General features: G+C 75.0%; 21 protein-coding genes and 1 pseudogene. 15 read left to right on the top strand and 7 right to left on the bottom strand.

Going from position 1 to position 24,354, the window contains the following annotated elements:
• Positions 1 to 213: 213 nt before the first annotated feature.
• The 7 genes from ABT345_RS26900 to ABT345_RS26870 all read left to right on the top strand — a co-directional run bounded on the left by ABT345_RS26900 (position 214) and on the right by ABT345_RS26870 (position 7,922).
• On the top strand, positions 214 to 1,527 hold the full coding sequence (locus ABT345_RS26900) for a sensor histidine kinase (RefSeq protein ID WP_345087310.1): 1,314 nt from the start codon (positions 214 to 216) through the stop codon (positions 1,525 to 1,527).
• The gene (locus ABT345_RS26895; RefSeq protein ID WP_345087313.1) at positions 1,524 to 2,162 is read left to right on the top strand and encodes a response regulator; all 639 of its coding nucleotides are present in this window, start codon (positions 1,524 to 1,526) and stop codon (positions 2,160 to 2,162) included. Before ABT345_RS26900 ends, ABT345_RS26895 begins: the two co-directional genes overlap by 4 nt.
• A gap of 336 nt (positions 2,163 to 2,498) precedes the next feature.
• Entirely contained in the window at positions 2,499 to 3,800 is a 1,302-nt protein-coding gene (locus tag ABT345_RS26890) for an amidohydrolase family protein (RefSeq protein WP_345087316.1), read from the top strand.
• Between the two features lie 168 nt (positions 3,801 to 3,968).
• Entirely contained in the window at positions 3,969 to 5,273 is a 1,305-nt protein-coding gene (locus ABT345_RS26885; protein WP_345087318.1) for an amidohydrolase, read from the top strand.
• A gap of 58 nt (positions 5,274 to 5,331) precedes the next feature.
• The gene (locus ABT345_RS26880) at positions 5,332 to 6,789 is read left to right on the top strand and encodes an MFS transporter (RefSeq protein ID WP_345087320.1); all 1,458 of its coding nucleotides are present in this window, start codon (positions 5,332 to 5,334) and stop codon (positions 6,787 to 6,789) included.
• Positions 6,790 to 6,919: 130 nt separating this feature from the next.
• On the top strand, positions 6,920 to 7,324 hold the full coding sequence (locus ABT345_RS26875; protein WP_345087322.1) for a VOC family protein: 405 nt from the start codon (positions 6,920 to 6,922) through the stop codon (positions 7,322 to 7,324).
• 37 nt (positions 7,325 to 7,361) lie between these two features.
• Positions 7,362 to 7,922, top strand: a complete 561-nt coding sequence (locus tag ABT345_RS26870; protein WP_345087324.1) for a DinB family protein — start codon at positions 7,362 to 7,364, stop codon at positions 7,920 to 7,922.
• A 70-nt stretch (positions 7,923 to 7,992) separates the two neighbouring features.
• Here ABT345_RS26870 and ABT345_RS26865 read toward each other — a convergent pair whose 3' ends face one another.
• The 3 genes from ABT345_RS26865 to ABT345_RS26855 all read right to left on the bottom strand — a co-directional run bounded on the left by ABT345_RS26865 (position 7,993) and on the right by ABT345_RS26855 (position 9,701).
• A complete protein-coding gene (locus tag ABT345_RS26865) occupies positions 7,993 to 8,490 on the bottom strand; it encodes a nucleoside deaminase (RefSeq protein WP_345087326.1) in 498 nt (165 codons plus the stop codon).
• A 28-nt stretch (positions 8,491 to 8,518) separates the two neighbouring features.
• Positions 8,519 to 8,989 (bottom strand): cyanase, encoded by a 471-nt coding sequence (gene cynS / locus ABT345_RS26860; protein ID WP_345087328.1) that lies wholly within the window; start codon positions 8,987 to 8,989, stop codon positions 8,519 to 8,521.
• Between the two features lie 118 nt (positions 8,990 to 9,107).
• Complete coding sequence (locus ABT345_RS26855) at positions 9,108 to 9,701, bottom strand: carbonic anhydrase (protein ID WP_345087330.1); 594 nt, start codon at positions 9,699 to 9,701, stop codon at positions 9,108 to 9,110.
• Between the two features lie 224 nt (positions 9,702 to 9,925).
• On the opposite strand from ABT345_RS26855, the gene ABT345_RS26850 reads away from it, so the two are divergent.
• Positions 9,926 to 10,297 carry a hypothetical protein gene (locus tag ABT345_RS26850; protein ID WP_345087332.1) on the top strand — a complete coding sequence of 124 codons (372 nt, stop codon included), beginning with the start codon at positions 9,926 to 9,928 and terminating at the stop codon, positions 10,295 to 10,297.
• Between the two features lie 126 nt (positions 10,298 to 10,423).
• Positions 10,424 to 11,254 (top strand): class I SAM-dependent methyltransferase, encoded by an 831-nt coding sequence (locus tag ABT345_RS26845; protein WP_345087334.1) that lies wholly within the window; start codon positions 10,424 to 10,426, stop codon positions 11,252 to 11,254.
• Between the two features lie 49 nt (positions 11,255 to 11,303).
• Here ABT345_RS26845 and ABT345_RS26840 read toward each other — a convergent pair.
• Together ABT345_RS26840 and ABT345_RS26835 are read right to left on the bottom strand one after the other, a co-directional pair.
• Positions 11,304 to 11,468, bottom strand: a pseudogene (locus ABT345_RS26840) (IS5 family transposase); the annotation flags it as partial.
• Positions 11,469 to 11,599: 131 nt separating this feature from the next.
• Positions 11,600 to 12,304, bottom strand: coding sequence for a GntR family transcriptional regulator (locus tag ABT345_RS26835; protein WP_345087336.1), 705 nt, complete (start codon positions 12,302 to 12,304; stop codon positions 11,600 to 11,602).
• A 235-nt stretch (positions 12,305 to 12,539) separates the two neighbouring features.
• Here ABT345_RS26835 and ABT345_RS26830 point away from each other — a divergent pair, with 235 nt between their 5' ends.
• From ABT345_RS26830 to ABT345_RS26820, 3 genes are read left to right on the top strand one after another with little or no spacing between them, the layout of a single operon-like run.
• Positions 12,540 to 13,784 carry an amidohydrolase family protein gene (locus ABT345_RS26830; RefSeq protein WP_345087338.1) on the top strand — a complete coding sequence of 415 codons (1,245 nt, stop codon included), beginning with the start codon at positions 12,540 to 12,542 and terminating at the stop codon, positions 13,782 to 13,784.
• 57 nt (positions 13,785 to 13,841) lie between these two features.
• On the top strand, positions 13,842 to 14,750 hold the full coding sequence (cynR, locus tag ABT345_RS26825; RefSeq protein WP_345087340.1) for a transcriptional regulator CynR: 909 nt from the start codon (positions 13,842 to 13,844) through the stop codon (positions 14,748 to 14,750).
• A 42-nt stretch (positions 14,751 to 14,792) separates the two neighbouring features.
• Complete coding sequence (locus tag ABT345_RS26820; protein ID WP_345087342.1) at positions 14,793 to 15,443, top strand: GntR family transcriptional regulator; 651 nt, start codon at positions 14,793 to 14,795, stop codon at positions 15,441 to 15,443.
• 63 nt (positions 15,444 to 15,506) lie between these two features.
• On the opposite strand, the gene ABT345_RS26815 is transcribed toward ABT345_RS26820, so the two are convergent.
• Both ABT345_RS26815 and ABT345_RS26810 read right to left on the bottom strand, forming a co-directional pair.
• The gene (locus tag ABT345_RS26815; protein WP_345087344.1) at positions 15,507 to 16,937 is read right to left on the bottom strand and encodes a VanZ family protein; all 1,431 of its coding nucleotides are present in this window, start codon (positions 16,935 to 16,937) and stop codon (positions 15,507 to 15,509) included.
• 416 nt (positions 16,938 to 17,353) lie between these two features.
• Positions 17,354 to 18,862 (bottom strand): glycoside hydrolase family 76 protein, encoded by a 1,509-nt coding sequence (locus ABT345_RS26810; RefSeq protein WP_345087346.1) that lies wholly within the window; start codon positions 18,860 to 18,862, stop codon positions 17,354 to 17,356.
• A gap of 298 nt (positions 18,863 to 19,160) precedes the next feature.
• Here ABT345_RS26810 and ABT345_RS26805 point away from each other — a divergent pair, with 298 nt between their 5' ends.
• From ABT345_RS26805 to ABT345_RS26795, 3 genes are read left to right on the top strand one after another with little or no spacing between them, the layout of a single operon-like run.
• A complete protein-coding gene (locus tag ABT345_RS26805; RefSeq protein WP_345087348.1) occupies positions 19,161 to 20,030 on the top strand; it encodes a protein kinase family protein in 870 nt (289 codons plus the stop codon).
• 3 nt (positions 20,031 to 20,033) lie between these two features.
• The gene (locus ABT345_RS26800; protein WP_345087350.1) at positions 20,034 to 22,196 is read left to right on the top strand and encodes a serine/threonine-protein kinase; all 2,163 of its coding nucleotides are present in this window, start codon (positions 20,034 to 20,036) and stop codon (positions 22,194 to 22,196) included.
• A gap of 28 nt (positions 22,197 to 22,224) precedes the next feature.
• Complete coding sequence (locus ABT345_RS26795) at positions 22,225 to 24,348, top strand: serine/threonine-protein kinase (protein ID WP_345087352.1); 2,124 nt, start codon at positions 22,225 to 22,227, stop codon at positions 24,346 to 24,348.
• Positions 24,349 to 24,354: the final 6 nt, after the last annotated feature.

Below are 24,354 nucleotides of genomic sequence, written 5' to 3'. Positions count from 1 at the left end.
GTCGAGGGCTGGTTGGCGCAGGGACTGGCGGTCGCGGGGCCGTGGGGCGCCGGCCGTTGCCGGGCCGCCGGGCCGGTCTCCCGCTTCCGTCATCCATCCTGGGTCCGCCCCCGGCCCCGGCCCGTCGTCGTACCGGCTCGGGCCCGCGCGCGGGGCGGTGGACACGGGGGTCAACCGATCGGTTGACCCACCCAGGGCCGGGGCGGGGAAACAATGGGAGGGCCCGTCACGCGTCCGCGCAGGTCGGACGGGCGCGGCGGCCGCCCCGGGGCGGCAGGAAGGCGGTGCGCGGTGTGCGCGAGTGAGCAGGTGCCGGACGGCGAACCGGACGCCCGGCGGCTGGTGACCGTCCTCCATGCGACGTTCTTCCTGCTGCTCGGCTCGTCGATGGCACGGTTCGTGCAGCGCCACGGCGGCGAGGCGCATGCGCCGTGGGTGCCGGCCCTGGCGGTGGCGCTGGCGCTGCTGTACGTCGCCGGGTCCTGGCGGGGCGGGCCCGCGGTGCCGCTGCTGCCGCCCGGTGCGCGCGTGCCGTGGCCGCCGGTGCGGCGGCTGGTGTGGCTGGGCGCGGTCGTCGTGGCGTGGGCGGTGCTGGTGGAGATGGCGCCGAGCTTCGGGTGGGTGGCGGTGCCGCTGTTCTACGCGGCGCTGCGCACCCTGCCGCCGCCCGCCGCGTATGCGCTGGTCACGGTCTTGACGGTGTTCGTGATCCTGGCGCAGTTGACGCTGGCGCAGCGCTTCGACCTGGATCTGGTGATCGGACCGGCGGCGGTCGCCGCGTTCGCCACGTCGGTCTTCACGCAGATGCAGCGGCAGGCGGCGCGGCAGCGGGCGCTGATCGGTGATCTGATCCGCACCCGGCGGGAGCTGGCGGCGGCCGAGCGGCGGGCGGGCACCCTCGCCGAGCGGCAGCGGCTGTCGATGGAGATCCACGACTCGCTGGCCCAGGGGCTGTCCAGCCAGCGGATGCTGCTCCAGGCGGCGGACCGCACCTGGGACGCGGATCCGGCGAAGGCCCGCGGACACGTCCGTGCGGCCGCGTCGATCGCCGAGCACAACCTCACCGAGGCGCGGCGCTTCGTCCACGATCTGGCCCCCGCCGATCTGGCGCGCGGCGGCGGGCTGCCGCAGGCGCTGCGGGCGCTCGCGGAGCGCAGCGGCGACGACCGGCTGACGGTCCGGGTGCACATCGACGACCCGGGCGGGGTGGAGCTGCCCGATCCGGTGTGCTCCGCGCTGCTGCGGATCGCCCAGGGCGCGCTGGCCAACGTCCGTGAGCACGCGGGCGCCGCCACCGCCGCGCTCACCCTGACCGTCCTGGACGACCAGGTGGTCCTGGACGTCGCCGACGACGGCCGCGGCTTCGATCCGGCGGCGCTGCCCGAGGTGCCGTCCGGGGTGCGCGGGCACGGCGTCCCGGCGATCCGGGCCCGGGTCCGCCAGCTCGGCGGGACCCTCACCATCGAGTCGGCGCCCGGCGAGGGCGCCGTGCTGACCGCCGCGATCCCCTTGGAGCAGCCGCAGTGAACACTCCCCAGCCCCCGGTCCGGATCCTGCTCTGCGACGACCATGTGGTCGTCCGGGCCGGGCTGTTGGCGTTGCTGGACAGCGCGCCCGGCATCGAGGTCGTCGGCGAGGCGGGCACCGGCGAGGAGACCCTCGCGCTGGTCGCGAAGGTCCGGCCCGACGTGGTGCTGATGGACCTCCAGCTCGGCGAGGGCATCGACGGGGTGGAGACCACCCGCCGGCTGACGGCCGCCGGCCCCACGCCGCATGTGCTGGTGCTGACGACGTACGACACGGACGCGGACATCACCCGGGCCATCGAGGCGGGCGCGACCGGCTATCTGCTGAAGGCGGAGCGGCCCGAGGAGCTGTTCGCGGCGATCCGGGCTGCGGCGCAGGGCCGGACCGCGCTGTCGGCGCCGGTCGCCGGCCGGGTGATGGCCAACATGCGGCGGCCGCGCCCGACGCTGACCGAGCGGGAGCGGGAGATCCTGACGCAGCTCGCGCAGGGGCTGGGCAACCGCGCCATCGCCAAGGCGCTGTTCATCAGCGAGGCCACGGTCAAGACCCATCTGGGCCGCATCTACGACAAGCTCGGCGTGGAAACCCGCGCCGGTGCGGTGGCGGTGGCGAAGGAGCAGCGGCTGTTGCCGTGAGCGGCGCCGGGCGGGGCGGCCGGCGGAGGGGGAGCCGGGCGGACGGGACACCCGGCAGACAGGGCGCCCGGCGGCCGGACGGATGACCGGTCGGGCGGCGGGGCCGCGCCCGGCTTTCCGGTGCGCAGGCGGGCGGGGCGTCCCCGGTCCGCGTATGCGGCATACCAAATCCCGCGGTGATCGCCGCCCTCTCCCCCGCCCTGCGGGAAACCTCGCCGCCGCATCCGATCTCCCAGGTGACGACCCTTGTCGCGCCCCACCACTTTGGTATACCAATTGGGCGTCCGTTGGCCGGCCAGCCGTGCCGCAGGCCGAGAACGTCCGAAGGAGCCCGCCATGTGTGTCGAGAACGTGCCGCCCCCGTCCAGCCGGGTCACCCGCCGCGGGGTGCTCGCCGGGGCCGCCGCCCTCGCCGGAACGGCAGCCGCCCTCTCCGCCGCGCCGGGCGCCGTCGCCGCCCCCGCACGGGGCTCCGGACGCGGCCCGGGGACCGGTGCCGGACCCACCGGCGATCTCGTCGTCGAGGGCGGCACCCTGCTCGACCCGGCGACCGGCGAGGTCACCGAGGACGCGGTCGTCGTCATCCGCGACGGGGTGGTGCAAGCCGCCGGGGCCCGCTCCCGCACCGCCGTGCCAAGCGGCGTGCCGCGCCTGGACGCGCACGGCGGCTGGGTGCTGCCGGGCCTGATCGACGCGCACATCCACCTCAACACCGCCACCGAGGCGCGGGACGCGGTCCGCAAGGGGGCCACCGGCGCGCGCAGCGGTTCGACCAACTTCTACCAGGACATCGCCGTACGGGAGCTGGCCCGGCAGGCGCCGGAGCAGGCGCCCCGGCTGCGGGCGGCGGGCGTCTTCGTCACGCCCGACCTGGGGGACACGGTGCTCGCCGACCCCGATCTCACCCCGCTCGCGCGGCTCAAGGACGGGGTGCGCTCCGCGCAGGCGCTGCGCCGCGTGGTGGAGGTCAACCTCGCCCGCGGCGCCGATGTGGTCAAGACGCGGGTCAACGAGCGCGCCGGGCTGCCCGAGCAGGATCCGCTGGCGCAGGTCTACTCGTACGAGCAGCTGTCCGAGATCGTGACGGCGGCGCGGCGCGGCGGCAAGGGCGTGCTGTGCCACAGCTACAGCGAGCGCGGCTGCGACGACGCGGTGCGGGCGGGCATCCGCTCCCTGGAGCACGGCGTGTTCGTCGGCGAGCGCACGCTGCGCGACATGCGGCGGCGGGGCACGTACTTCACGCCGACGATGACCGCCATCGCCGGGATGATCGGCGACCGTGACCCGGTGCTCGACAAGCGTGGCCGCACCTATCTGCCGATCCTCAAGGAGGCCGTCCGCACCGCGCACGAGCTGGGCGTGCCGCTGGCGGCGGGCACCGACTCGTCCGGTGGGGAGGTCACGCCGATCGGCCGGGAGGTCGCGCTGATGCGCGCGGCCGGTCTGCCGGCGCTGGACGCGATCCGCACCGCCACCACCGGCGCCGCCCGGCTGCTCGGCGTGGAGCGCACGGCGGGTCGCCTGGCACGCGGCTTCGCGGGCGATGTGATCGTGGTGGACGGCGACCCGCTCGCCGATCCGTCCGTGCTCGCCACGCCCCGGCGCGTGGTCCGCGCCGGTCTGCCCGTCCAGGACTGACCGCCCGTCCGGGGCCCGCCCCGGCGCCCCCCGGCGCCGGCGGGCCCGGTGCCCGGTGCACCCCGGCCTCCTCCCCCGGCCGGGGCGCACCGCCCCGCCCACCGAAGCCGCCCGACCCACCGCATCGACCCCATCCACCGCGTCCACCGCATCCACCGAGGAGTTGCCATGACACCCCCTCCCCCCGCCCCGTCCCGGCGCGGCGTCCTCGCGGGCGCCGCCTCGCTCGCCGGCGCCGGTGTCCTCCCGGCGGCGGCCGTGCCGCCCGCGCGGGCCGCCTCCCGGGACCGCACCGCCCGCCCGGTGGTCTTCCGCGACGTACGGCCCTTCGGGGCGAAGCGTCCGGTGGACCTCACCGTCGTCGGCGGCCTGATCAGCGACCGGGCGGCGCCCGCCGGCGCCCAGGTGATCGACGGCGGCGGGCGGATCGCGCTGCCCACGCTGGTCGACGCGCACATCCACCCCGACAAGACGACCTGGGGCGGCTCCTGGGAATCGCGCCGCCCGGCGGACACCATCGAGGAGTTCGCCGCCCAGGACGTGGAGCTGTTCCGCCGTCAGGACCGTTCCGTCGCCGAGCGGGCGTACGGGCTGATGGCGCACGCGGTCACCCGCGGCACCCGCGCGATGCGGGCGCACGCCGATGTCGCCCCGGCGTACGGACTGGCCTGCGCGGAGGGTCTGGCGCAGGCCCGCGAGCGGCTGCGGCACGCCCTCGACGTGCAGATCGTGGCCTTCCCGCAGCACGGCGTCATCCGCACGCCCGGCACCGCGGAGCTGCTGAAGCAGGCGGCGCGCAGCGGCACCGTGGACTTCCTCGGCGGAATCGACCCGATCGGCTTCGACCAGGCACTCGACGAACAGCTCGACCTCCTCTTCGGGCTGGCGGACCGGTACGGCGTCGGCCTGGACATCCATCTGCACGACCGCGGCGAGAAGGGCCGCACCGCGCTGCGCGGCATCATCGACCGCACCCGGACGCTGTCGCTGCACGGCAAGGTGACGGTCAGTCATGTCTTCTGTCTGCCGGAGCTGTCCGACGCCGATCTGGCGAGGACCGCCGCGGACCTCGCCGACCTGGACATCGCGCTGACCACCGTGGCGCCGAGCCGCTCGCTCGTCCTGCCGGTCGCCGAGCTCACGGAGCACGGCGTCCGCGTCGGCCTCGGCTCGGACGGCGTGCGCGACGCCTGGAGCCCGTTCGGCAACGCCGACATGCTGCACCGCGCGCATCTGCTGGGCTGGGTGCGCGACGACCGCCTCGACGCGGAGCTGACCGGCTGCTTCGAGACCGGCTCGCACGGCGGCGCCGACGTCATGGGCCTGCCCCGCGCCGACCTCTCCCCCGGCTCCCCCGCCGACTTCCTGCTGGTGCGCGGCGAGTGCGTCCCGCAGATCGTGGTGGACCTGCCGGCGCGCGATGTCGTCGTGCACCGCGGCCGGGTCGTCGCCCGGGACGGCGCGCTCGTCTGATCCGCCCGCCGCCCCGTCCGCAGCGGGGCGGCGCCCCTCACCGACCCCGGGAAAGGCCATGACCGCCCGTCCGACATCCGCCCTGCCCGCCGAACCGTCCGCCCCGCATCCGCGGCGCTGGTGGGCGCTGTGCGTGCTCGGCTTCGCCCAGCTGATGATCCTGCTGGACAGCACCATCGTGAATGTGGCGATGCCCTCGCTCCAGCATGAACTGCGCATACCCGACGGCGACCGCCCCTGGGTGATCACCTCGTACACCCTCGCCTTCGGCGGCCTGCTCCTGCTCGCCGGGCGGATCGCCGACCACGTGGGCCGGGGGCGGGTGTTCAAGGCGGGGCTGGTCGGCTTCGCCGTCGCCTCCGCCGCGGCGGGCGCCGCCCCGACCGCGCCGACGCTGTTCGCCGCCCGCGCGGTGCAGGGCGCCTTCGCCGCGCTGCTCGCCGCGTCCGCGCTCGCCCTGGTGTCCACGACCTTCCCCGACCCGGTCGAGCGCCGCCGCGCCATCGCCGTCTTCGGCGCGCTCGGCGGCGCCGGCGCCTCCCTGGGCGTCGTCCTCGGCGGGGTGCTCACGCAGTGGTACGGCTGGCGCTGGTGTCTGCTGGTCAATGTGCCGATCGCGCTGGCGGCGCTGCTCGGCACGGTGTGGATGCCGCGCGACCGCTCCCCGCGCGCCGCGGGCCGGATCGATGCGGCCGGTGCGGTGCTGGGCTGCGGCGGGCTGACGGCGCTGGTCTTCGGCTGCAGCCGGGCCGAGGCGGCCGGCTGGACGTCGCCGTCGGTGCTGGGCGCGCTGGGCGGCGGCGCGGCCCTGCTGGCGGCGTTCGCCCGGTGGCAGACGCGCGCCGCGCTGCCGCTGCTGCCGCCGGTGCTGGTGCGCGACCGCGGCCGGGCCTCGGCCCTGCTGGCGGGCGGCGCGCTGATGATGGCCCAGCTCTCGGTGTCGCTGTTCCTCACCTACTACCTCCAGACGGTGCTGGGCTGGTCCGCCCTCGCCGCCGGTCTGGGGTTCTTGCCGATCAGCCTGGTGACGACGGCGACCGCGACCCAGCTCGGCACCCGGCTGCTGCCGCGCCTGGGCGCCCGCGTGATGATGACCGCCGGACTCTGCCTGGCGGCCTGCGGGCTGTTCCAGCTCACCCTGCTCGGCCCGGACTCCTCGTACGCGGCGCAGGTCCTCCCGGCGCTCGCGACCTTCAGCGTCGGGCTGGGCGGCAGCTTCCTCGCGATCATGAACGGCGCCACCGCCGGCGTCCCCGCGCAGGACGCCGGGATAGCCTCGGCGACCGTCAACTCCGTGCAGCAGGTGGGCGGTTCGATCGGCTCGGCGGTCTTCAACACCGTCGCGGCGAGCGCGGCCACCGCCTTTGCCGGGACGGCCCGCGCGGCGACCCTGCACGGCTTCACCAGCGCCGTCCGGTATCCGCTGGCCGTCCTGCTGCTCGCGGCGGCGGCCACCGCCGGCCTCGGCCGCGCCCCGGGCCCGGCCGCCGCGGCGGCGACGGAAGAGGCGGCGTGAGCAAGCCCCGTACCGTCAATCCTTGTTGACGGAAGGGTACGGGAGTGGTTAGCGTCCGCGACGGCATCGCGTGCCGGCCACCGTCCGGGTGGGGCATGGAGGTGCCAGGAGATGCCTTCGGAGGCATTCCATGTCGATCGAGCTGAATCACACCATCGTCCATGCCCGGGACAACCGGGCGTCCGCGGAGTTCTTCGCGGAACTGCTGGGGCTGGAGATCACCGCGGAGTGGGGACCGTTCGTCGCGGTCACCCTGAGCAACGGCGTCACCCTGGACTTCGCCACCGTCCCCGCCGCCGACATCACCCCGCAGCACTACGCCTTCCTCGTCCCCGAGGAGGTCTTCGACGCGGCGTACGCGAAGATCGTGCAGCGCGGCATCGCACACCAGGCCGGGCCGCACGGTGAGGGGCCGGGCGAGATCAACCACAACGACGGCGGGCGCGGCGTCTACTTCTCCGACCCGGCGGGGCACTTCATGGAGCTGCTGACCGTGCCGTACGGCGGCTGGCCCGACGGGGCGCCGGGAAATTAGCTGGCGGTCCGGTGGGCCCGGCGCCACCATGCCCCGTATGACTGACGAACCCGCACGATGGACCCAGGCGACGGTCTACCCCGACATGTGGGCGGACCCGGCGGACGACCCCCGTGAGAAGTCCGGGCCCGGCCCGGACGGCGAACTCGCCACGCTCCAGGACTTTCTGACGGGCTATCGCCTGACCTTGCGGATGAAGTGCGAGGGGCTGGACGCGGAGCAGCTGGCGCGGCGCTCGGTACCGCCGTCGACGATGTCGCTGCTCGGTCTGGTGCGGCATCTGGCCGAGACGGAGCGGGACTGGCGCGGCTGGATGGGCGACGAGCCCGCGCCGGCGAAGCTCTACGGCGCCCGGGACGGGGACTTCGACGGCGCCGTCGCCGAGCAGTCCGTGGTCGACGCCGCCTGGCGCGACCTGGAGCGCGAGCAGGAGGCGACCGACGCCGCGCTGGCCGCGCACCCGGATCCGGGTGCGCGGGTGGGCAAGAAGAAGATCGCGATCCGGGAGCTGCTGGTCCACCGGATCGAGGAGTACGCCCGCCACTGCGGCCACGCCGATCTGCTGCGCGAGCGCATCGACGGGCGGGTCGGCCAGTAACCCGGCCCGCCCGCAGCGCGCCGAGGGCCGCACCCCGGATGACGGGGGGCGGCCCTCGGCGGGTGCGCGGTCAGGCGGTGGGCGTACCGGCGACGCGGCGTTCGCCGCCGTTGCGCTGCTGCCACCGGCGGTAGACGTCGACGGCGTCCTGGCGCGGCCGGTACGTCATGGGCAGCCGGCGCTCGGTGTAGTCCTTGGCGAACTCGCCGTAGAAGGTGGCGAGTTCGAAGTACTTGCGGTCGTCGACGTAGTGCGGCTCGTAGGCGTCCCGGGTGGTGAGGAAGACGACCTCGTCCGGGGAGCAGTAGTACAGCGAGCCCAGGCACATGGGGCACGGGTGCGCCAGGACGTAGATGGTGGTGCCGGTCAGGTGCTCGGTGCCGAGCTTGCGGCACGCCTCGCGGATGGCGAGGACCTCCGCGTGCGCGGTCGGGTCCGAGGTCTGGGCGACCAGGTTGGGGCTCTCCGCCAGGATCTCGCCGTCCTTGACGATGACGGTGGCGAAGGGGCGCCCGCCCTCCTCGACGTTGCGCCGGGCGAGGTCGATGGTGCGTTGTGCGAAGTCCACGGTTCCTCCGGGGAGTGGGCGGGGCTGGTCAGAAGGGCTTGGTCGGCAGGTACTTGCCGTCGAGGGTCACGACGGCGCGCTCGCCGCCCTCGGGGTCGGCGACCTTCTTGACGTCCAGCTTGAAGTTGATCGCGCTGATGATGCCGTCGCCGAACTGCTCGTGGATCAGGGCCTTGAGGGTGGTGCCGTAGACCTGCAGCATCTCGTAGAAGCGGTAGATCGTCGGGTCGGTGGGGATGCCGCCGGGGATGGAACCGCGGGTCGGGATGGTCTGCAGCAGCATCGCCGCGTCCTCGTCCAGCTCCAGCAGCTCGGCGACCGCCTCGGCGGACTTCTCCGGCAGGGCGTGCTGCCCCAGGACGGCGGCGGTGACGAAGGCGACGGACAGCCCGGCGGCGTCCGCTATCTCCTGCCAGGTCAGGTCCTTACGGGTCTTGGACTCGACGGCGACGAGCGCCAGGGCCTGACGGGCGGCGGGGTCGAACTGGGCGTGTGCCATGGGTGTTCCTTTCGGAAGGCGCCGGACGCACGGTGCGTCCGGCCCGGTACGGGGATCGGCGGGCAAGGGCTGCCCCTCTGTGCGGGTAAGGGCTGCCCCTTTTGCGCGGCAGGGCCGGTCAGACGCCGGCGCGGTCGAGGGTTTCGAGCCGGTCGACCGCGCCGGAGGCGATGTCGAAGACCCAGCCGTGCAGCGTGAGCCGCCGCTCGGCGAGGGCCCGGGCCACCGAGGGGTGGGTGGCGAGGTTCCGCAGCTGGGCGGAGACGTTGGCCCACACCAGGGCACCCACCTCGGCCGGCCCCTCCGCGGTGGCGGCGCGGGCGACGGAGGCGTCCGCGTGGCGCAGCCAGGTGGCGACCTGGGGCGCCGCACTGAGGTCGTGCCCCTCGGCCAGCGCCGTCATGGCGCCGCAGCCGGAGTGGCCGCAGACGATGACGTCCGAGACGCCCAGCACGCTCACGGCGAACTCGATGCTGGCGGCGGTGCCGTCGGCGGCCGTGCTGTGGGCGGGGACGAGGTTGCCCGCGGTGCGGATGACGAACAGCTCCCCGGGCTCGCTCTGGGTGATCAGCTCGGGCACCACCCGGGCGTCGGAGCAGCCGATGAACAGCGTGGTGGGCCGGTGCTCGGTGGCCAGCCGGGCGAAGAGCCCGGCCTTCGCCGGGAAGACGTCCCGGCGGAAGTTGGCGACACCGTCCATGAGGTCGGGCATGGTCACTCCCTTCAGTGGCTGCCGGCCCCTGCCGGGCCGACGGAATCCACCATGCACGACCTGGAGCTATAGCGTCCAAGACGCAGTGGAGATGATTGCTATTGGTGTCATCTATGGACGGTGGCGTTGCCTATGGCTGCGCGCGCAGCTGTGCACCTGCGCGCCTGGCCACCGTCCCGCTTGGCCCGCTGCGGGGCCGCGCCGCGCGCCCGGGGGCTCGCTACGTGCCGGCGTTCCGTTGTCGGCTGGCCGGGGTCGCCGCCGCCCTCGCCGGCTCCGGAGGCGGCCACATCGCCCTGGTGCTCTTCCTCGCGCTCTGGGGAACCGGTCTCGGTATCCTCACCCCCGCGATCGTCTCCGCCGCGCTCCGCACCACGCCGGGCTCCCCCGGCCTGGCATCCGGCGCGAGCAACACCAGCCGGCAGACCGGCGGCGCGCTCGGCATCGCGCTCTTCGCCGCAATCGCCGGACGGGCCGACACCCCCGGCTTCCTGCCGCACGCGATCGGACTGCTCGCCGCCACAGCGGCCCTCCTCGCCCTCACCGGCCTGCTCTGCCTCGGCATCGCACGGAGCACACGGGCCCGGCCCGCATGACGCAACGCGGCTGCGCCCCGCCCTGGAAGGCTGCCGGTATCTGTGGCACCGCTACGCGCCGACCAATTGCTGATGCCTCCCGGGGCGTGTATCGACAGTCCTGCCGTCAGCCCTAGGCTGGCGACCATGGAGATCGGAAAGCCGAGCAGAACCGCGATGGCCGTCGCGCGGGCCAGGGCGCAGCATCAACGCGCCGACGAGCCACGGGTGTTCACCGATCCGTTCGCCATCCCTCTCGTGGGTGAAGCCGCGCTGGGCGAGGGCGAGTTCGACCGGGGGCTGGACGCGGATCTGGTGCGTCGGCGGAGGCTGTGGATCGCCGCGCGCAGTCGTTTCGCGGACGACACGGTGGCCGATGCGGTCGCGTCGGGGTGCCGGCAGGTGGTGGTGCTCGGGGCGGGCCTTGACACGTCCGCCCTCCGTAACACCCACCCTGACGTGCGGTTCTTCGAGGTCGATCACCCCGACACGCAGCAGTGGAAGCGGCGTCGCCTGGCCGAGGCGGGGATCGCGGTGCCGTCGACGCTGACGTTTGTCCCGGTCGACTTCGAAACCGGCACCCTTGCCGAGGGCCTGGCCGCCGCGGGCTTCGGCAGGGCCCGCCCCACGGTGTTCGTCATGCTCGGCGTCGCGATGTACCTGACCCGCCCCTCGCTCCACGCGACCTGGCGCTACGTCGCCGCGCAGGGCAGCGGGTCGGCCCTGGTCATGGACTACCTGCACCCGGCGGCTCCCGCGTCGGCTGCGGCCCTGGACGAGCGGGCCAAGCGGGCCGCGGCGGCGGGCGAGCCGTGGCTGTCGTCGTTCACGGCGGACGAGCTGCGCGCGGAACTGACCGCCTGCGGCTTCACCACGGTCGAAGACCATCGCGCCGCGGACGTTCTGGGCGGCTACCTCGGCAGGACCATCACGGACTCGACGGGCTCCGGCCACCTGGTGCGAGCGGTCATCGCCTGACGAAGTCGTCGGCAGCTGTAGCGCGCTAGGCGTGCATCGAATGTGCTGGTCACAGCCACTCGTTGACAGCCGCGACGAGGACGGTCGCCTCGCGGCGGACTGCGAGCTTGTCGTGGCGCGTCGCCACGGCGCGGTGCCTCTTGAGGCGATTGATCCCGCACTCGACCGCGTGCCGAGCCTTGTAGTCCTCGGCGTCGAACCTGGGCGACCGCCGTTGACGCCAGGAGGCGGGCATGGCCGCCACCATGCGGTCGGCCACCCGGTTGTCCTGCGGTTTTCCGCAGGAACAGGGCCACGATCCTCAGCCGTCGGCATCGTGCCGGGCTGCCCCGGCAGGGCGCTCCCTCAGGCCGTGTCGGAGCCCTCCGCCGTGCGCTCGGCGAGGCAGCGCAGGGTGGCGGTGCGGGTGCCGGCGACGTGTGCGCGGGCCCGTTCCTCGGCCTGGCGCTCGTCGCCCGCGCGGATCGCCTCGTAGAGCCGCTCGTGCTCCCCGCACATCGGGTCGCCGTCGTTCAGCTCGGAGGTGAGGCGGAACAGGCGGCGCAGCCGGGAGTCGAGGGGGGCCATCAGATCGCGGAGCAGCGGGTTGCCGGAGGCGTCGACGACGAGTTGGTGGAAGTCGGCGTTGTGGGTGACGGCCTCGCGCAGCCGGCCCGCCTCGGACGCCTTGCGGCTGCGGGTCAGCAGCCGTTCCATGGCGCGGAGTTGCGTCGGCGTCGCACGGCGGGCGGCGAGTCCGGCGGCCAGCCCCTCCAGCTTCTCGCGGACGTCGAAGAGGTGCTCGGCGTCCTCGGTGCCGAAGTCCGCGACGACGGCCCCGCGCCGCGCCTGCACCAGCAGGAACCCTTCCGATTCCAGCCGCTGCATCGCCTCACGCAGCGGGATCCGGGAGACGCCCAGCTCCTCGGCCAGCTCGCGCTCCACCAGGCGCCGTCCCGCCGGGTACTCCCCCTCGATGATCCGCTCGCGCAGCTCCTCGTGGACCCGGTCGCGCAGGGACCGGTGGGTGTCGCCTATCGGGGTGTGGCGGTCCGGGCGGCGGGTGGTCATGGCGTCAGCTCCAGGTGCGGGCGGACAGGGGCGGCGGGTGGGCCCCTGGCGCCTCGATCATCGCAGACCGCGGGCGGGCGGGAGAAGCCGCGGAGATCGCGGCCCCGGGCCCGTTGCCCGGTATTCGGTATACCAGTTAGCGTGGCTCTGCCCGTCGCCCGCCGGCGCTCTTCCGGTGCCGCCCTCGGCCGCCGGTGGCGTGCGACGGAAAGCCGCGAACAGCTGGAGGACCACCGTGTCGCACCCCGTCGGCGCCCCGCCGATCCCGTCCGCGCCCGCCGCGCTGCGGAACGTGACCCTGCCCGACGGCCGCCGCGCCGACGTCGCCCTGCGCGACGGCCGGATCGCCGCCGTCACCGGGCACCGCGCGGACGCCGTCCCCGACGGTGCGGCGGTCGACCTCGGCGGGGCGCTGCTGCTGCCCGCCCTCGTCGACGGCCATGCCCACCTGGACAAGACGCTGCTCGGCGCCGCCTGGCAGCCGCACCGGGCGACCGCCACCCTGCAGGAACAGATCGCGAACGAGCGGGAGCTGCGCGCCGCCATCGGCGTGCCGGTGGCCGACCGCGCCACCGCGCTCGCCGAGCGGATGATCTCCCTCGGCACCGGCCACGTCCGCTCGCACGTCGACGTCGACCCGGACGTCCGGCTGGACGGTCTGCACGCGCTCCTCGGCGTCCGCGAGGCGTTCCGCGACCGGCTCTCCCTCCAGCTCGTCGCCTTCCCGCAGAGCGGGGTGGTCAGCTCGCCGGGCGTCGCCGATCTGCTCGACGCCGCGCTCGCCGAGGGCGCCGACCTGATCGGCGGGCTGGACCCCGCCGGGTTCGACGGCGACGTCGACGGCCAGCTCGACATCGTCTTCGGGCTCGCCGAACGGCACGGCGCGGGCATCGACATCCATCTGCACGACGGCGGTACGACGGGCACCGCGCAGCTGCGGGCGGTCGCCGAGCGCACCGCCGCCCTCGGGCTCGGCGGCAAGGTCACCGTCAGCCACGCCTATGCCCTCGGCCAGGTGCAGGGGCCCGAACTGGACACCACCGCCGCCGCGTTGGCCGCCGCCGGGGTCTCGATCATGACGAACGGCCCGCGCGACACCATGCCGCCGGTGCTGCGGCTGCGCGAGCACGGCGTGCGGGTCTTCGCCGGGTCCGACAACATCCGCGACTCGTGGTGGCCCTACGGCACCGCCGACATGCTGGAGCGCGCCACGGTCATCGGCCTCCAGGGCGGTCTGATGACCGACGAGGAGCTGCACGCCGCCGCCTCGCTGATCACCGGCGAGGCCGCCGCGGCGCTCGGCCTGACCGGCTACGGGCTCGCCCCCGGCGACCGCGCCGACCTCGTGGCGATCGCCGCCGGCGGGGTCCCCGAGGCGGTCGCCGCCCACCCCGAGCGGCTGCTGGTGCTGCACGGCGGGCGGGTCGTCGGGCCCGCGCCCCACGCCGCGTACCCGCGGTTCCCCCTGCCGTCCGCATGAGGCGGCGGGCCGCGGGCCGGTGCGGGCGGTCGGCGGGCCGCTGCCTATAGTCCGTATATGGGTCCGGAACTCCGTCATCTGCGCTATCTGATCGCGGTCGCCGAGCACGGCAACTTCACCCGCGCCGCCGAGGCGCTGACCGTCTCCCAGCCGACGCTGTCGCAGCAGATCAAGCAGTTGGAGCGGTCGGTGGGCGCCCAGCTCCTCGACCGCAGCGGACGCACCGTGCGGCTGACCGACGCGGGCAGCGCCTACGTGCACTACGCACGGCGGGCGCTGCGGGAGCTGGCCGCCGCCGACCGCGCGGTCGTGGACGTGGCGGATCTGACCCGGGGCCAGCTGCGGCTGGCCATGACGCCGACGTTCACCGCGTATCTCCTCGGACCGCTGGTGGCGGCGGTGCACGACGCGCACCCCGGGCTGACGCTGGAGGTGCACGAGCAGCCGCAGGACCGCATCGAGGCGCAGCTGCTCGCCGACGAGATCGACCTCGGCATCGCCTTCGAGGGCCCGCATCTGCCGGGCATCGCCGCCACCGCGCTGTTCGCCGAGACCCTCGGGCTGGTCGCCACCGCGCACCGGCCCGGGGCCGGTGATCCGCGGCCGATGCCGGTGGACCGGCTCGGCGGGCAGCCGCTCGCGCTGCTCAGCCCGGACTTCGCGACGCGCCGCCATATCGACGCCTACTTCGCCCACCACCGCATCGACCCGCCGATCGCGGTGGAGGCCAACACCATCCAGGCGCTCACCGAGATCGTCCGGCGCACCCCGCTGCTGGCGACCGTGTTGCCCGACGCGATCACCGACGACCATCCGCATCTGGCGCCGGTGCCGCTCGATCCGCCGCTGCCCACCCGGGTGGCGGCGCTGCTGCGGCGGGAGAGCGCCTACCGCAGCGCCGCCGCCCGCGCCTTCACCCGCGTGATCAGCCAGGTCGTCCGCGATCGCGGCTACCCCGCGCCCTGAGCGCGGGCCGGACGGGGCGCCGCCGATGAGAGAATCGGGGCCATGACAGGGTCTGAGAAGTTCGAGCCCGAATCGGAGCGGGTCACCCGGCAGTTGCGCGACGACATCATCGACGGCGTCCGCGCGCCCGGCAGCAAACTGGTCGAGCGGGAACTGGCCGCGGAGCTGGGCGTGAGCCGGCTGCCGATCCGGGACGCCCTGAAGGCGCTGGTCACCGAGGGGTTGGTGACACCGCGGCCGCGGAGCTGGGCCGTGGTGCGGGAGTTCACCCCGTCGGACCTCGCCGATCTGGAGGAGGTGCGCTCGACGCTGGAGACGATGGCGTTCCGCCTCGCCGCCCAGCGCCGCACCCGCGCCGGACTGACCCGGCTCCGCGCCGACCTCGACGCCGAGCTGACGGCCGCCCGCGCGGGCGACGCGGTACGGGCCCGGCGGGCGGCGGCCGACTTCCACGAGACGGTGATCTCGCTCGCCGACAACGAACTCCTCAACGAACTGGAACGCACCCTGCGCAGCCGGATGCGGTGGCTGCTGGGGCAGCACGACGATCTGGTGGCCGTCGCCGAGGAGCACGAGGCGCTCTACGACGCCCTCGTCGACCGCGATGCGGACCGGGTCGCGGAATTGACGGCCCGTCATCTCGCGACGAGCCGTCGGGCGGCAGCGGCACGGCAGGCGCGGCGCGGGGGCTGAGCGGGCCGCCTGAGCGTTCCGGGTGTGCGGCGGCCGGTCGTCCGGTCGCCGCACACCCGTCGGTCACGCTCCGGCGGGAGCCTTCCCGGAGGCGCCCGAGCCGGATTCCTCCGCCCCGGGCCCGTCCGGACCGGGAGCCTGCGCGCCGGAATCCGTGCCGGGAGCTGCCGGACCGGCCGGCTTCTCAGGGGCTTCCGGGCCGGCCGACCGCTCATCAGAAGCGTCCGCACCGGGGGCTTCCGCACGCGTCTTTTCCGTCTCGGCCCCGTCGGCTGCGGCAGCCTCCGGTTCCGGAGCCGCCCCGGCGTCCGCAGTGGCCGCCGCCCCCGCGCGCTGCCGCTTGCGCGCGCGGCCGTGCGGCAGCGACGTGTTGACGACGCCGGAGAAGATCTCGTGGTAGCCGAGCCCCTCGGGGTGGCGGCGGGCCGAGCGGGCGGCCCAGAGGTACAGCACGAGGCAGACCAGCACGCCGCAGCCGGCCATCGCCGCGAGGGCCAGCATCGCCAGCCGGCCGCCGCTCCAGTCGCCGCCGATCACCCGCAGCGACAGCGCGGCCATGACCAGCACCAGGAGCAGTGGCGGCGCGGCGAGGGCGAGGGCGCGCAGGGTCAGCGGGCCCAGCTGGGGCCGGGAGCCGTCGCGGGCCGTCAGCCGGAGCAGCAGCACCCGCTTGCCCGGCGTGAAGCCGCCCGTCAGCCACGGCACCGCCACGAACCACAGCACCGTCACGATCACCGATGTCAGCAGCCCCGCATCGGTGCCGCGCAGGACGGACACCGCGAGGCTCACCAGCGGTCCCACGATCAGGAGACCCGTCACGTCCAGCAGCAGCGCGACCAGACGGCGGCCGAGCGGGATCGTGTTGCCGGCGGCCATCGCCCGGTCGTCCAGGGTGTCCAGCTCCGGCAGGAAGCGGGCCAGCGGCGCGACGACCGCCCACCCCAGCGACGCGCCGGCGGTGTTGGCCAGCAGGTCGTCCACCGCGAAGAGCCGGTAGGGGCAGGGGTAGATCCCCCACAACCCGGTGAACTGCGTCAGCTCGAAGAAGAGCGAGGCGCCGAAGCCGGCGAGGGTGGCGGCGAGCAGACCGCGCCGCAGGTGCAGCCGTACGAAGACGCCGAGCGGCAGCAGCAGGAGGAGGTTGAAGACCGTCTGCCAGAACGCCGAGTTGTGCAGGATCAGCGCGCCGAAGGAGACCTGGTGGTGGGCCTCCTTCCACATGTCGGCGACGAACATCCCCGGCGTCCACTGGGGATGTTTGAAGGTCGGGAACTCCCGGCAGACGTCCACCGCGCTGCTCGGCAGCGGCACCACCACGAGGCAGAGCGCCGAGACGGCGAAGTAGCCGAAGGCGACGACGGAGAGGGTGCGCCAGCGGGTCATGATGCCGTGGCGCCGGTAGAGGACGATCGCCACCGGCACCGAGAGCAGCAGGGCCAGCGCGGGGAAGAGCATCGCCGCGGTGTTCAGCGGCAGGAGGTAGGCGCCGGTCATCGGGGGCCCTCCCCGGCGGCGGTGCGTGCCCGGCCCGGTCTCGCCGCCGGGTGCCCGTCGGCCGGTCGCGGCGGCCCCGCGGCGCGGTATTCCGCCACCGCGCACCGCGTCTTCGGCCCGACGACTCCCAGGGGCGGGAAGGTCCCGAAGTTCATCTGTGTCCCGTCATCTCACGGCAAGGATCGCGGCGGCCCGCCCCGGTATGCGGGGTCGTCCCGGCGCCTCACGGCGGGTCTCGGGAACGGGCCTCCGACATGATCCTGTCAGACGGACGGGCGCCCCGGAAAACCCGTGCGCACCCCGTGCGACCTGCCCGTTTCGTACCGCGCGGGCGAAGCGGGCGGTACCGCACCACTCCCCTCACCCGCCACGGGAAGGAGCGGTGCGGCGGCGCCCGCCGGGCCGGAACTCCGCGGTTACGGTGCGGCGTTCAGCAGGTCCAGCGCGGAGTGCTGGCAGCCGTGGCCGGGCCCGTCGCCGCGGTCGCCGTTCCAGTGCGGTCCGTACTGGTCGAGCGCGTTGCGGTCCTTGGCGTAGGCGGTGTCCGCCTGCTGTGCGAGGTAGGCGTCGTACGGGTGGCCGTCCAGCTCCCGGTTGAGGGCGCCGAGACCGCGGACGTACGCGCCCTTGAAGCTGGGGCCGTCGCCGGTGCAGCCGTCGGACTCGTTCGGCTCGCGCAGGATCCCGCCCGGGTTGAGGGCGCTCGATCCGGTGGAGGCGTCGGCCAGTTCGCGGGCGGCGCGCAGGAGTTCGGCATCGCCGGTGGCCTTGTGCAGCTCCGCGAGACCGCCGAGGACCACGCCCTGGTTGTAGGTCCAGGCCGGCTGGCCGTTGTTCCGGCAGGAACCGTCCAGACCGTCGTTGACCAGGTGATCTCCGTTGATCATGCCGCTGTCGCGCAGCCATTTCCAGCCAGTCCTCGCCCGGTCGAGATAGCGGGTGTCGCCGTCGGTCCGGTTGTGCAGCGCGGCGTTGAGCGCGAGGTACAGCTCGTTGGTGACGGCGTTCTTGTACGCCGTGTCGGTCTTCCACTGGACGCCGCCACCGCACGCGTCGGTCCAGTAGCCGGCCATGTGGTCGGCGTCGGCGCGGGCGGTGTCCAGGTAGCGGGCGTCGCCGGTCAGGTCGTACGCCTTGATCCAGGCCAGCCCCCACCAGCCGGTGTCGTCGAGGTACTCGTTGCGGAACTGCCCCTGGTTGCCGCCGTCGGTGCGGTCCTTGTTCCTGTCGTACGTCTCGTTCACCGCGTAGGCGTAGCTCGTGACGCCGGTGCGGCGGATGGTGTCGATGAGGGCGGTCAGCGCGTTGGCCGAGGTCCACCAGCCGTTGCCGCCGAAGAGACCGGTGGTGCGGTCGTAGTCCATCATCAGCGCGGTGGCGGCGGCCTGGCGGCGGTCGGCGCCGTTCCAGTCGGAGCGGGCCCAGCCGGTGCAGGCGATGGCGTCGTCCCCGGTGACCTGCGCACAGGCGCGCAGGGCGCCGATCCGGCCGGTGTTCCAGTCGTCGACGTTGTACATCCGGGTGCGCCAGCCGCCGACGCCGCCGGGTGCCGCGGTGTCGCCGAGGCGGCTGCCGCCGTCCCAGGTGCGGCCGCCGTCGAAGGAGCGGTCCACCCAGAGCCGGTCGCCCGCGACAACGTTGTCGACGGTGCCGAAGGCCATGGCGCTGCCGTCGTCGACGTGCAGGGCTATCGTCCGGCCGTGGAGCGTCGCGCTGACCGGCGCGCGGTCCTTGAGGGCGTTCGCGGGGTCGCGGGCGTCGCAGAACCTGTTGCAGATCCCGCCGTCCGCCGCGGTGGCGGGCGTGGGCGCCGCGACGGCGGCGAGCAGCCCCGCGGCGGCGAGGGCGGCGGCCGCGCGCCGCGCCGTCGTACGCCGCGCGGACGCCGGTGCCGCGCCAAAGGGATGTGCCGGGGTCGGTGCCATCCGTACTCCTGGTGGTCGGGTCGCCGGGAGGGCGCCGGGCGGCGGCCCCCGTGTGCGCCCTCACTCAAGGACGCCGCCCCGTGCTCGTCAAGTTCCTTGGGAAACAGGTGTGTTGGCGCCGGATACGGGCCGCGCGGCGGCCGATGCGGGCCCGTCCGGCGCGGGGCGGCTCCGGCGCCGGTGCGCGGGTGGCGGTGCGCCCCTGGTCGGGCCGGTTCCGGCCGGATCACCCCGGCCGCCGGGGCCACCGACCGCCGGGTAGGCTCGCGTGCCGGTGCTTGACGAACGGGGAGACGGTATGGAAGGGCTGCGGCAGGACGATCCGCCGCGGATCGGGGAGTTTCTGACGCTGGCGCGGCTCGATCCGGCCGCGCGGCAGGGCGTTCCCGAACGGCGCTATCTGGCGCGCAGCGCCGACGGTTCGCGGACGGTGCTGGTCAGCCTGCCCCTGCCGGGCGCCGATCCGGGGCGCTGGGCGGCCGAGGCGCAGTGGGCGGCGAAGCTGGCGCAGCCCGGTCTGTGGCCGGTGGCGCAGGTCGGCGGCAGCGCCGCGTTCCCCTGGCTCGCCTCGCCCTACCGGCCGGTGCTGCCGCTGCCGGAGGCGCTGGACGCCTGCGGCGGCCCGCTGCCCGAGGAGGCGGTGCGGGCGCTCGGCGCGGCGCTCGCCGAATCGCTGGCGTCGGCGCATGTGCTGGGCGTGGTGCACGGCGGGCTGTGTCCCGCCGCGGTGTTGCTCACCGCGTACGGTCCGCTGGCGTCGTGCTTCGGCGCGGTGCGCGCGGCGGCGCCGGAGGGCGCGCCGCGGACCGGGCTGCCGGGCATCGACGCGGGCTGCCTCGCGCCCGAAACCGTCGCGGGCGGGCCGGTCGCGGCGTCCGCCGATGTGTACGCGCTGGGCGCCGTCCTGGCGTACGCGGCGACCGGCCACACCGTGCCGGAGCGGGCGGAGCTCCCGGCCGGGCTGCGGGCGCCGATCACCGCCTGTCTGTCGCGGGATCCCGCCGCGCGGCCCGGACCGGCACAGGTCCTGGCGCAGTTGGCGCCGGGCGCGGCCTGGGGCACTCAGCACGCGGGCACCGAGCCGGTGTCGCTGCCCGGCCGGGTGGTCGCGGCCCTGTCCCTGCAGGCGGCCGCGGTGCTCGCCGCCGACCTTCCCGAGGTGCGCTGACCCATGCAGACCGCTCTTCTCCACGACGATCCGCACACCGTCGGCCCGTATCTGCTGCTGTCCCGGCTGGGCGGCGGCGGGATGGGCACCGTCTATCTGGCGCGGACGGCGGGCGGGCGCACCGTCGCGCTCAAGGTGCTGCACCAGCGGCTGAGCTCCGACACGACGCTGCGCCACCGCTTCCGGCTGGAGGCGGACGCGGCGCGGGTCATCGGTGGCCGCCACGGTGCGCAGGTCCACGGCGCCGATCCGGACGCGCCGCGGCCGTGGCTGGCGACGGAGTACGTGCTCGGGCCGCCGCTGGACGACGCGGTGGCGGCCGCCGGTCCGCTGCCGGAGCGGGCCGTGCGGACGCTGGGCGCGGCGCTGGCCCAGGGCCTTGCGCAGCTGCACCGCTCCGAGGTGGTGCACCGTGACCTCAAGCCGTCGAACATCCTGGTCACGGCGGACGGGCCGAAGATCATCGACTTCGGGGTGGCGCATGCGGTCGGCGAGGCGCCGCTGACGCAGGCGGGTGCCGCGGTGGGGACGCCGGCGTTCATGTCGCCGGAGCAGGCGGCCGGCCTCGAACACGCCACCGCGGGCGATGTGTTCGCGCTGGGCGGGCTGCTGGTGTTCGCCGCGTCCGGCCACGGCCCGTTCGGCACCGGGCAGCCCACCGATCTGCTCTACCGCGTCCGCTACACCGAGGCGGACCTCGGCGGGGTGCCGCCGGAGCTGGTGCCGGTGCTCGGCCGGGCGCTGGCGAAGAATCCGGCGCAGCGGCCGACGACCGAGGAGCTGGCCGCGGCGCTGGCGCCGGACGGCATCCCGCAGGTCTTCGCGGACGTGTTGCCGGACGGGGTGCTGCGGATGATCGCGCAGCGCGGCGACGACGTGTGGCGGCAGCCGTCGCGTCAGGTGCCGCCGCCCCCGGACGCGCCGCCGGGCCCGGTGACGCTGCCGGGCGGGCCGGCCGGTCCGTCGCGCCGCCGCATGCTGGCGATGACCGCCGGCGGGGTCGTCGCGGGCGCCGGTGTGGCGGGCGGGCTGTGGGCGTGGCTGGGCCGGGGCGGCGCTCCCGGGGGCGGGGACGCTCCGCCGCCGAAGCCGGTGAAGCCGCCGACGCGGCTGTGGACGTTCGCCTCGCGCACCCCGGACCGCTTCGGCGACGTGGTCTCGACCCCGCACGGGCTGGCGATGCCCGCGGGCATCGTGCTGTGCGGCGTCAACCCGGAGAGCGGGAAGGGCACCTGGCAGGCGAACGTCGCCGACGTCTGGCGGTGGGCGTGCGACGGCAGGGACATCTACGCGCTGCGCGACGACGAGGACGGCAGGAAGCTGGCGGTCTGCCTCCTCGACCCGGCCGACGGCCAACCGGGCAAGCCGCTGGTGGAGCTGGCGGAGTACCGCGGCGGCGAGAACCGCAACCAGCTGCTGTGCGTGGTGAGGAAGACGGCCTACCTGGCGGCCCGGGCGGTCTCCCCCGACCGCTGGTACGTCCTCGCCGTCGATCTGCGCACCGGCCGGGTCAAGTGGCGTACCCACGTGGACCCGGCGGCCGACGGGTATCTGCCGCCGATGCTGCGCGGGGTGGTCACCGGTGACCGGCTGGTGGTGTCCCGGTCCGACGCCGGGATCCACTTCGTCAACGTGACGACGTACTCCCTCGCGAGCGGCAAGGTGGGGTGGACGCTCTCCTCGCCGTACTCCGGCGAGCCGCCGTCCGAGCTGGTCGTCGACGACCGGTACAGCTACCTCACCGACGAGGCGGTCAGCGCCCGGAAGCTGGCGGACGGCGAGAGCGGCTGGCTCTTCGGCCACGACCGCAACGCCGGCCAGAGTGCGGGCCAGACCCGCGTCTACGGGGCGCCGGCCCTGCACGACGGGGTGTTGTACTGCACCGAGGGCGACCGCGGTCTGGTGGCGCTGGACGCGCTGACCGGCACCCTCAACTGGGCGGAGAAGGGCCTCAAGGGCCGTCGCCTCAACCGCGACGTGCCGCCGGTCGTGGGCCGGAAGTACGTCTACGGCCTCGACGACAAGGGACTGCGCGCGGTGGACATCCGCAGCCGCACCGCGGTGTGGACCTTCCCGACCGACGCGACGGTGGTGACCGCCGACCGCGAGCGCGGCAAGCTCTACCTCCGCGAGCAGCAGGCCACCTTCGCGCTGCCGCTCGCCTGAGCCCCACCTCGTCCAGGAAGGACTGACGTTGAGAACACTCGGCGCCGGAGATCCGCTCCGGCTCGGCCCGTACCGCATCGTCGGGGTGCTCGGTGAGGGCGGGATGGGCAAGGTGTACCTCGGGCGGGACGCGGAGGGGCGGCCGGCGGCCGTCAAGGTGCTGCTGCCCGAGCTGGCGCACGACCGGCATCTGGTCGACCGGTTCGTCCGGGAGGCGCAGACCGCGCGGGCGGTGACCGGCGACGGCATCGCGCGGGTGCTGGGCGCGGAGCTGGAGTCGGGGCGGCCGTGGATCGCCTCGGAGTTCCTGGCCGGGCCGACGCTGGACGACGCGGTGCAGCGGCACGGTCCGCTCGACGAGGCGCTGGTGCGGGAGCTGGCCCGGGCGCTGGCGGCGACGCTCGGGGAGATCCATGCGACGGGTCTGGTCCACCGCGACCTCAAGCCGTCGAACGTCGTCCTGACCTCGCGCGGCCCGCGCGTCATCGACTTCGGCATCGCCCGCCCCGAGCACGGGCTGACGCTGACCCGGACGGGGCAGATCCCGGTCACGCCGGGGTACGGCGCGCCGGAGCAGGTGCTGGGGCAGCGCGTCGGTCCCGCCGCGGACGTCTTCTCGCTCGGCGCGGTGCTGGTCTTCGCGGCGAGCGGCCGCCCGGCGTACACCGGCGCGGAGATCACCGCGATCCTGTACGAGGTGGTCCACGGCGCGCCGGATCTGACGCCGGTGCCGCAGGCGCTGCGGTATCTGGTCGAGCCGTGTTTCGCGAAGGACCCGGCGGCGCGGCCGCTGCCCGCGCAGGTCGCCGAGGCGGCCCGGGCGCCGCAACGGGGCGCCCGGCTGTGGAGGTCGGGGCCGTACGCCGGTGACATCCGCGAGCGGGAGGCGGCGGCGAAGCGGCTGACCGGGCAGGCGCCGCCGACGGTGGTGCCGGGCGCCGCGGGTCCCGGCACCGAGGCGACCGTGGTGCCCGCCGCGCGGCCGTCGCGGCGGCGGCTGCTGCTGACGCTGGCGGGCGGCGGTGCGCTGGTCGCGGCGGGGGCGGGCGGCGCGGTGTGGTGGCTGTCGGACGGCCGGCCCGCGGCCTTCACCGACCCGTTCGACATTCCGTCGGCGGCCACGGTGCGCCCCGCGGAGCTGGGCACCGGCGCCGGGACGCCACAGGCGCTGTGGGGGCCGGTGGAGGGGGTGGCCGACGGCGGGTCGCCGGCGCCGCTGCCGGTGCGGGACGTGGTGGTGTTCGCTGCGGCGGGCGGTGGCGTCGCCGCGCGGCGGGTCACGGACGGCAAGGAGCGCTGGCGCGCCGGTGACGTCCGCGGCGACGCGGGTTATCTGTCGATCGCCGACCGGCTGGTGGCCACCGCCGACAGCGACGGCGTGCTGCGCACCTACGTCGCCTCGACCGGTGAGCCCCGCTGGACCGCCGACGCCGGGGTGAACACCCTGCTGGCCGCGGACGCCGCCCATGTGTACGTGCTGACGTCCGGGGGCGAGGTGCGGTGTGTGGCGACGAAGGACGCGAAGGTGCGGTGGACGCGCCGTCCGCCGCTGCCGCTGACCGGCGGGCGGCCGGCGGCGGCGCTGGGCGCCGGGGTGCTGGTCATCTGCACGTCCGCCGGCGATGTGGCCGCGGTGCGCACCGCGGACGGTGCGAAGGCGTGGGTGCGCAAGGGGCAGGCCGCGGGCGCGCTGCGGCCGGCGATCGACAACGGCACGGTGTATCTGGGCGGCCACACGCTGGCGGCGGTCGGCGCGGGCGACGGCGCGGTGCGCTGGTCCGTGCCCACCATGCAGCCGATCCGGCGCGGCGTGTACGGCTTCGGCCCGCCGACCGTGGCCTCCGGGGTGGTGTATGCGCTCGACGGCGACGCGCTGCGGTCGCTGCGTACCGACGGGGAGCAGGCGGGCATGGTGACGATGGTGGCCGGGGTGACGCCGCCGTGGCAGCCGCCGGTGGTGCAGGCGGGCAGCGTCTGGGTGGTGGAGAGCCGCGACACCGGGATCAGCGGCTGGCCGCGCGGCGCCGATGTCGCGTCGAGTCAGGGGCAGACCTATCCGCTCAAGGAGGGCTCGGGCCGCACCGCCGCGGGCGCCGCGAACCGGCTGTTCGTCCTCAACTCCGGTGCGCTGATGGCGCTCCGGGTGTTCTGAGGGGCC

The sequence above is a fragment of the Streptomyces sp. NPDC000404 genome (assembly GCF_040300365.1).
Lineage (GTDB): Bacteria > Actinomycetota > Actinomycetes > Streptomycetales > Streptomycetaceae > Streptomyces > Streptomyces ramulosus.
The sequence above is the reverse complement of the archived record's forward strand: the minus strand, read 5'-3'. Positions and strand labels throughout refer to the sequence as shown.

What these genes read in the sequence shown, in the direction of transcription:
- ABT345_RS26855 (WP_345087330.1), bottom strand. Translation starts at nt 9,701, where the DNA reads ATGCCCGACCTCATGGACGGTGTCGCCAACTTCCGCCGGGACGTCTTC.
- ABT345_RS26835 (WP_345087336.1), bottom strand. Translation starts at nt 12,304, where the DNA reads ATGACCACCCGCCGCCCGGACCGCCACACCCCGATAGGCGACACCCAC.
- ABT345_RS26800 (WP_345087350.1), top strand. Translation starts at nt 20,034, where the DNA reads ATGCAGACCGCTCTTCTCCACGACGATCCGCACACCGTCGGCCCGTAT.
- ABT345_RS26820 (WP_345087342.1), top strand. Translation starts at nt 14,793, where the DNA reads ATGACAGGGTCTGAGAAGTTCGAGCCCGAATCGGAGCGGGTCACCCGG.
- ABT345_RS26875 (WP_345087322.1), top strand. Translation starts at nt 6,920, where the DNA reads ATGTCGATCGAGCTGAATCACACCATCGTCCATGCCCGGGACAACCGG.
- cynR (WP_345087340.1), top strand. Translation starts at nt 13,842, where the DNA reads ATGGGTCCGGAACTCCGTCATCTGCGCTATCTGATCGCGGTCGCCGAG.
- ABT345_RS26880 (WP_345087320.1), top strand. Translation starts at nt 5,332, where the DNA reads ATGACCGCCCGTCCGACATCCGCCCTGCCCGCCGAACCGTCCGCCCCG.
- ABT345_RS26870 (WP_345087324.1), top strand. Translation starts at nt 7,362, where the DNA reads ATGACTGACGAACCCGCACGATGGACCCAGGCGACGGTCTACCCCGAC.
- ABT345_RS26810 (WP_345087346.1), bottom strand. Translation starts at nt 18,862, where the DNA reads ATGGCACCGACCCCGGCACATCCCTTTGGCGCGGCACCGGCGTCCGCG.
- ABT345_RS26845 (WP_345087334.1), top strand. Translation starts at nt 10,424, where the DNA reads ATGGAGATCGGAAAGCCGAGCAGAACCGCGATGGCCGTCGCGCGGGCC.
- ABT345_RS26890 (WP_345087316.1), top strand. Translation starts at nt 2,499, where the DNA reads ATGTGTGTCGAGAACGTGCCGCCCCCGTCCAGCCGGGTCACCCGCCGC.
- ABT345_RS26815 (WP_345087344.1), bottom strand. Translation starts at nt 16,937, where the DNA reads ATGACCGGCGCCTACCTCCTGCCGCTGAACACCGCGGCGATGCTCTTC.
- ABT345_RS26805 (WP_345087348.1), top strand. Translation starts at nt 19,161, where the DNA reads ATGGAAGGGCTGCGGCAGGACGATCCGCCGCGGATCGGGGAGTTTCTG.
- ABT345_RS26900 (WP_345087310.1), top strand. Translation starts at nt 214, where the DNA reads ATGGGAGGGCCCGTCACGCGTCCGCGCAGGTCGGACGGGCGCGGCGGC.
- ABT345_RS26885 (WP_345087318.1), top strand. Translation starts at nt 3,969, where the DNA reads ATGACACCCCCTCCCCCCGCCCCGTCCCGGCGCGGCGTCCTCGCGGGC.
- cynS (WP_345087328.1), bottom strand. Translation starts at nt 8,989, where the DNA reads ATGGCACACGCCCAGTTCGACCCCGCCGCCCGTCAGGCCCTGGCGCTC.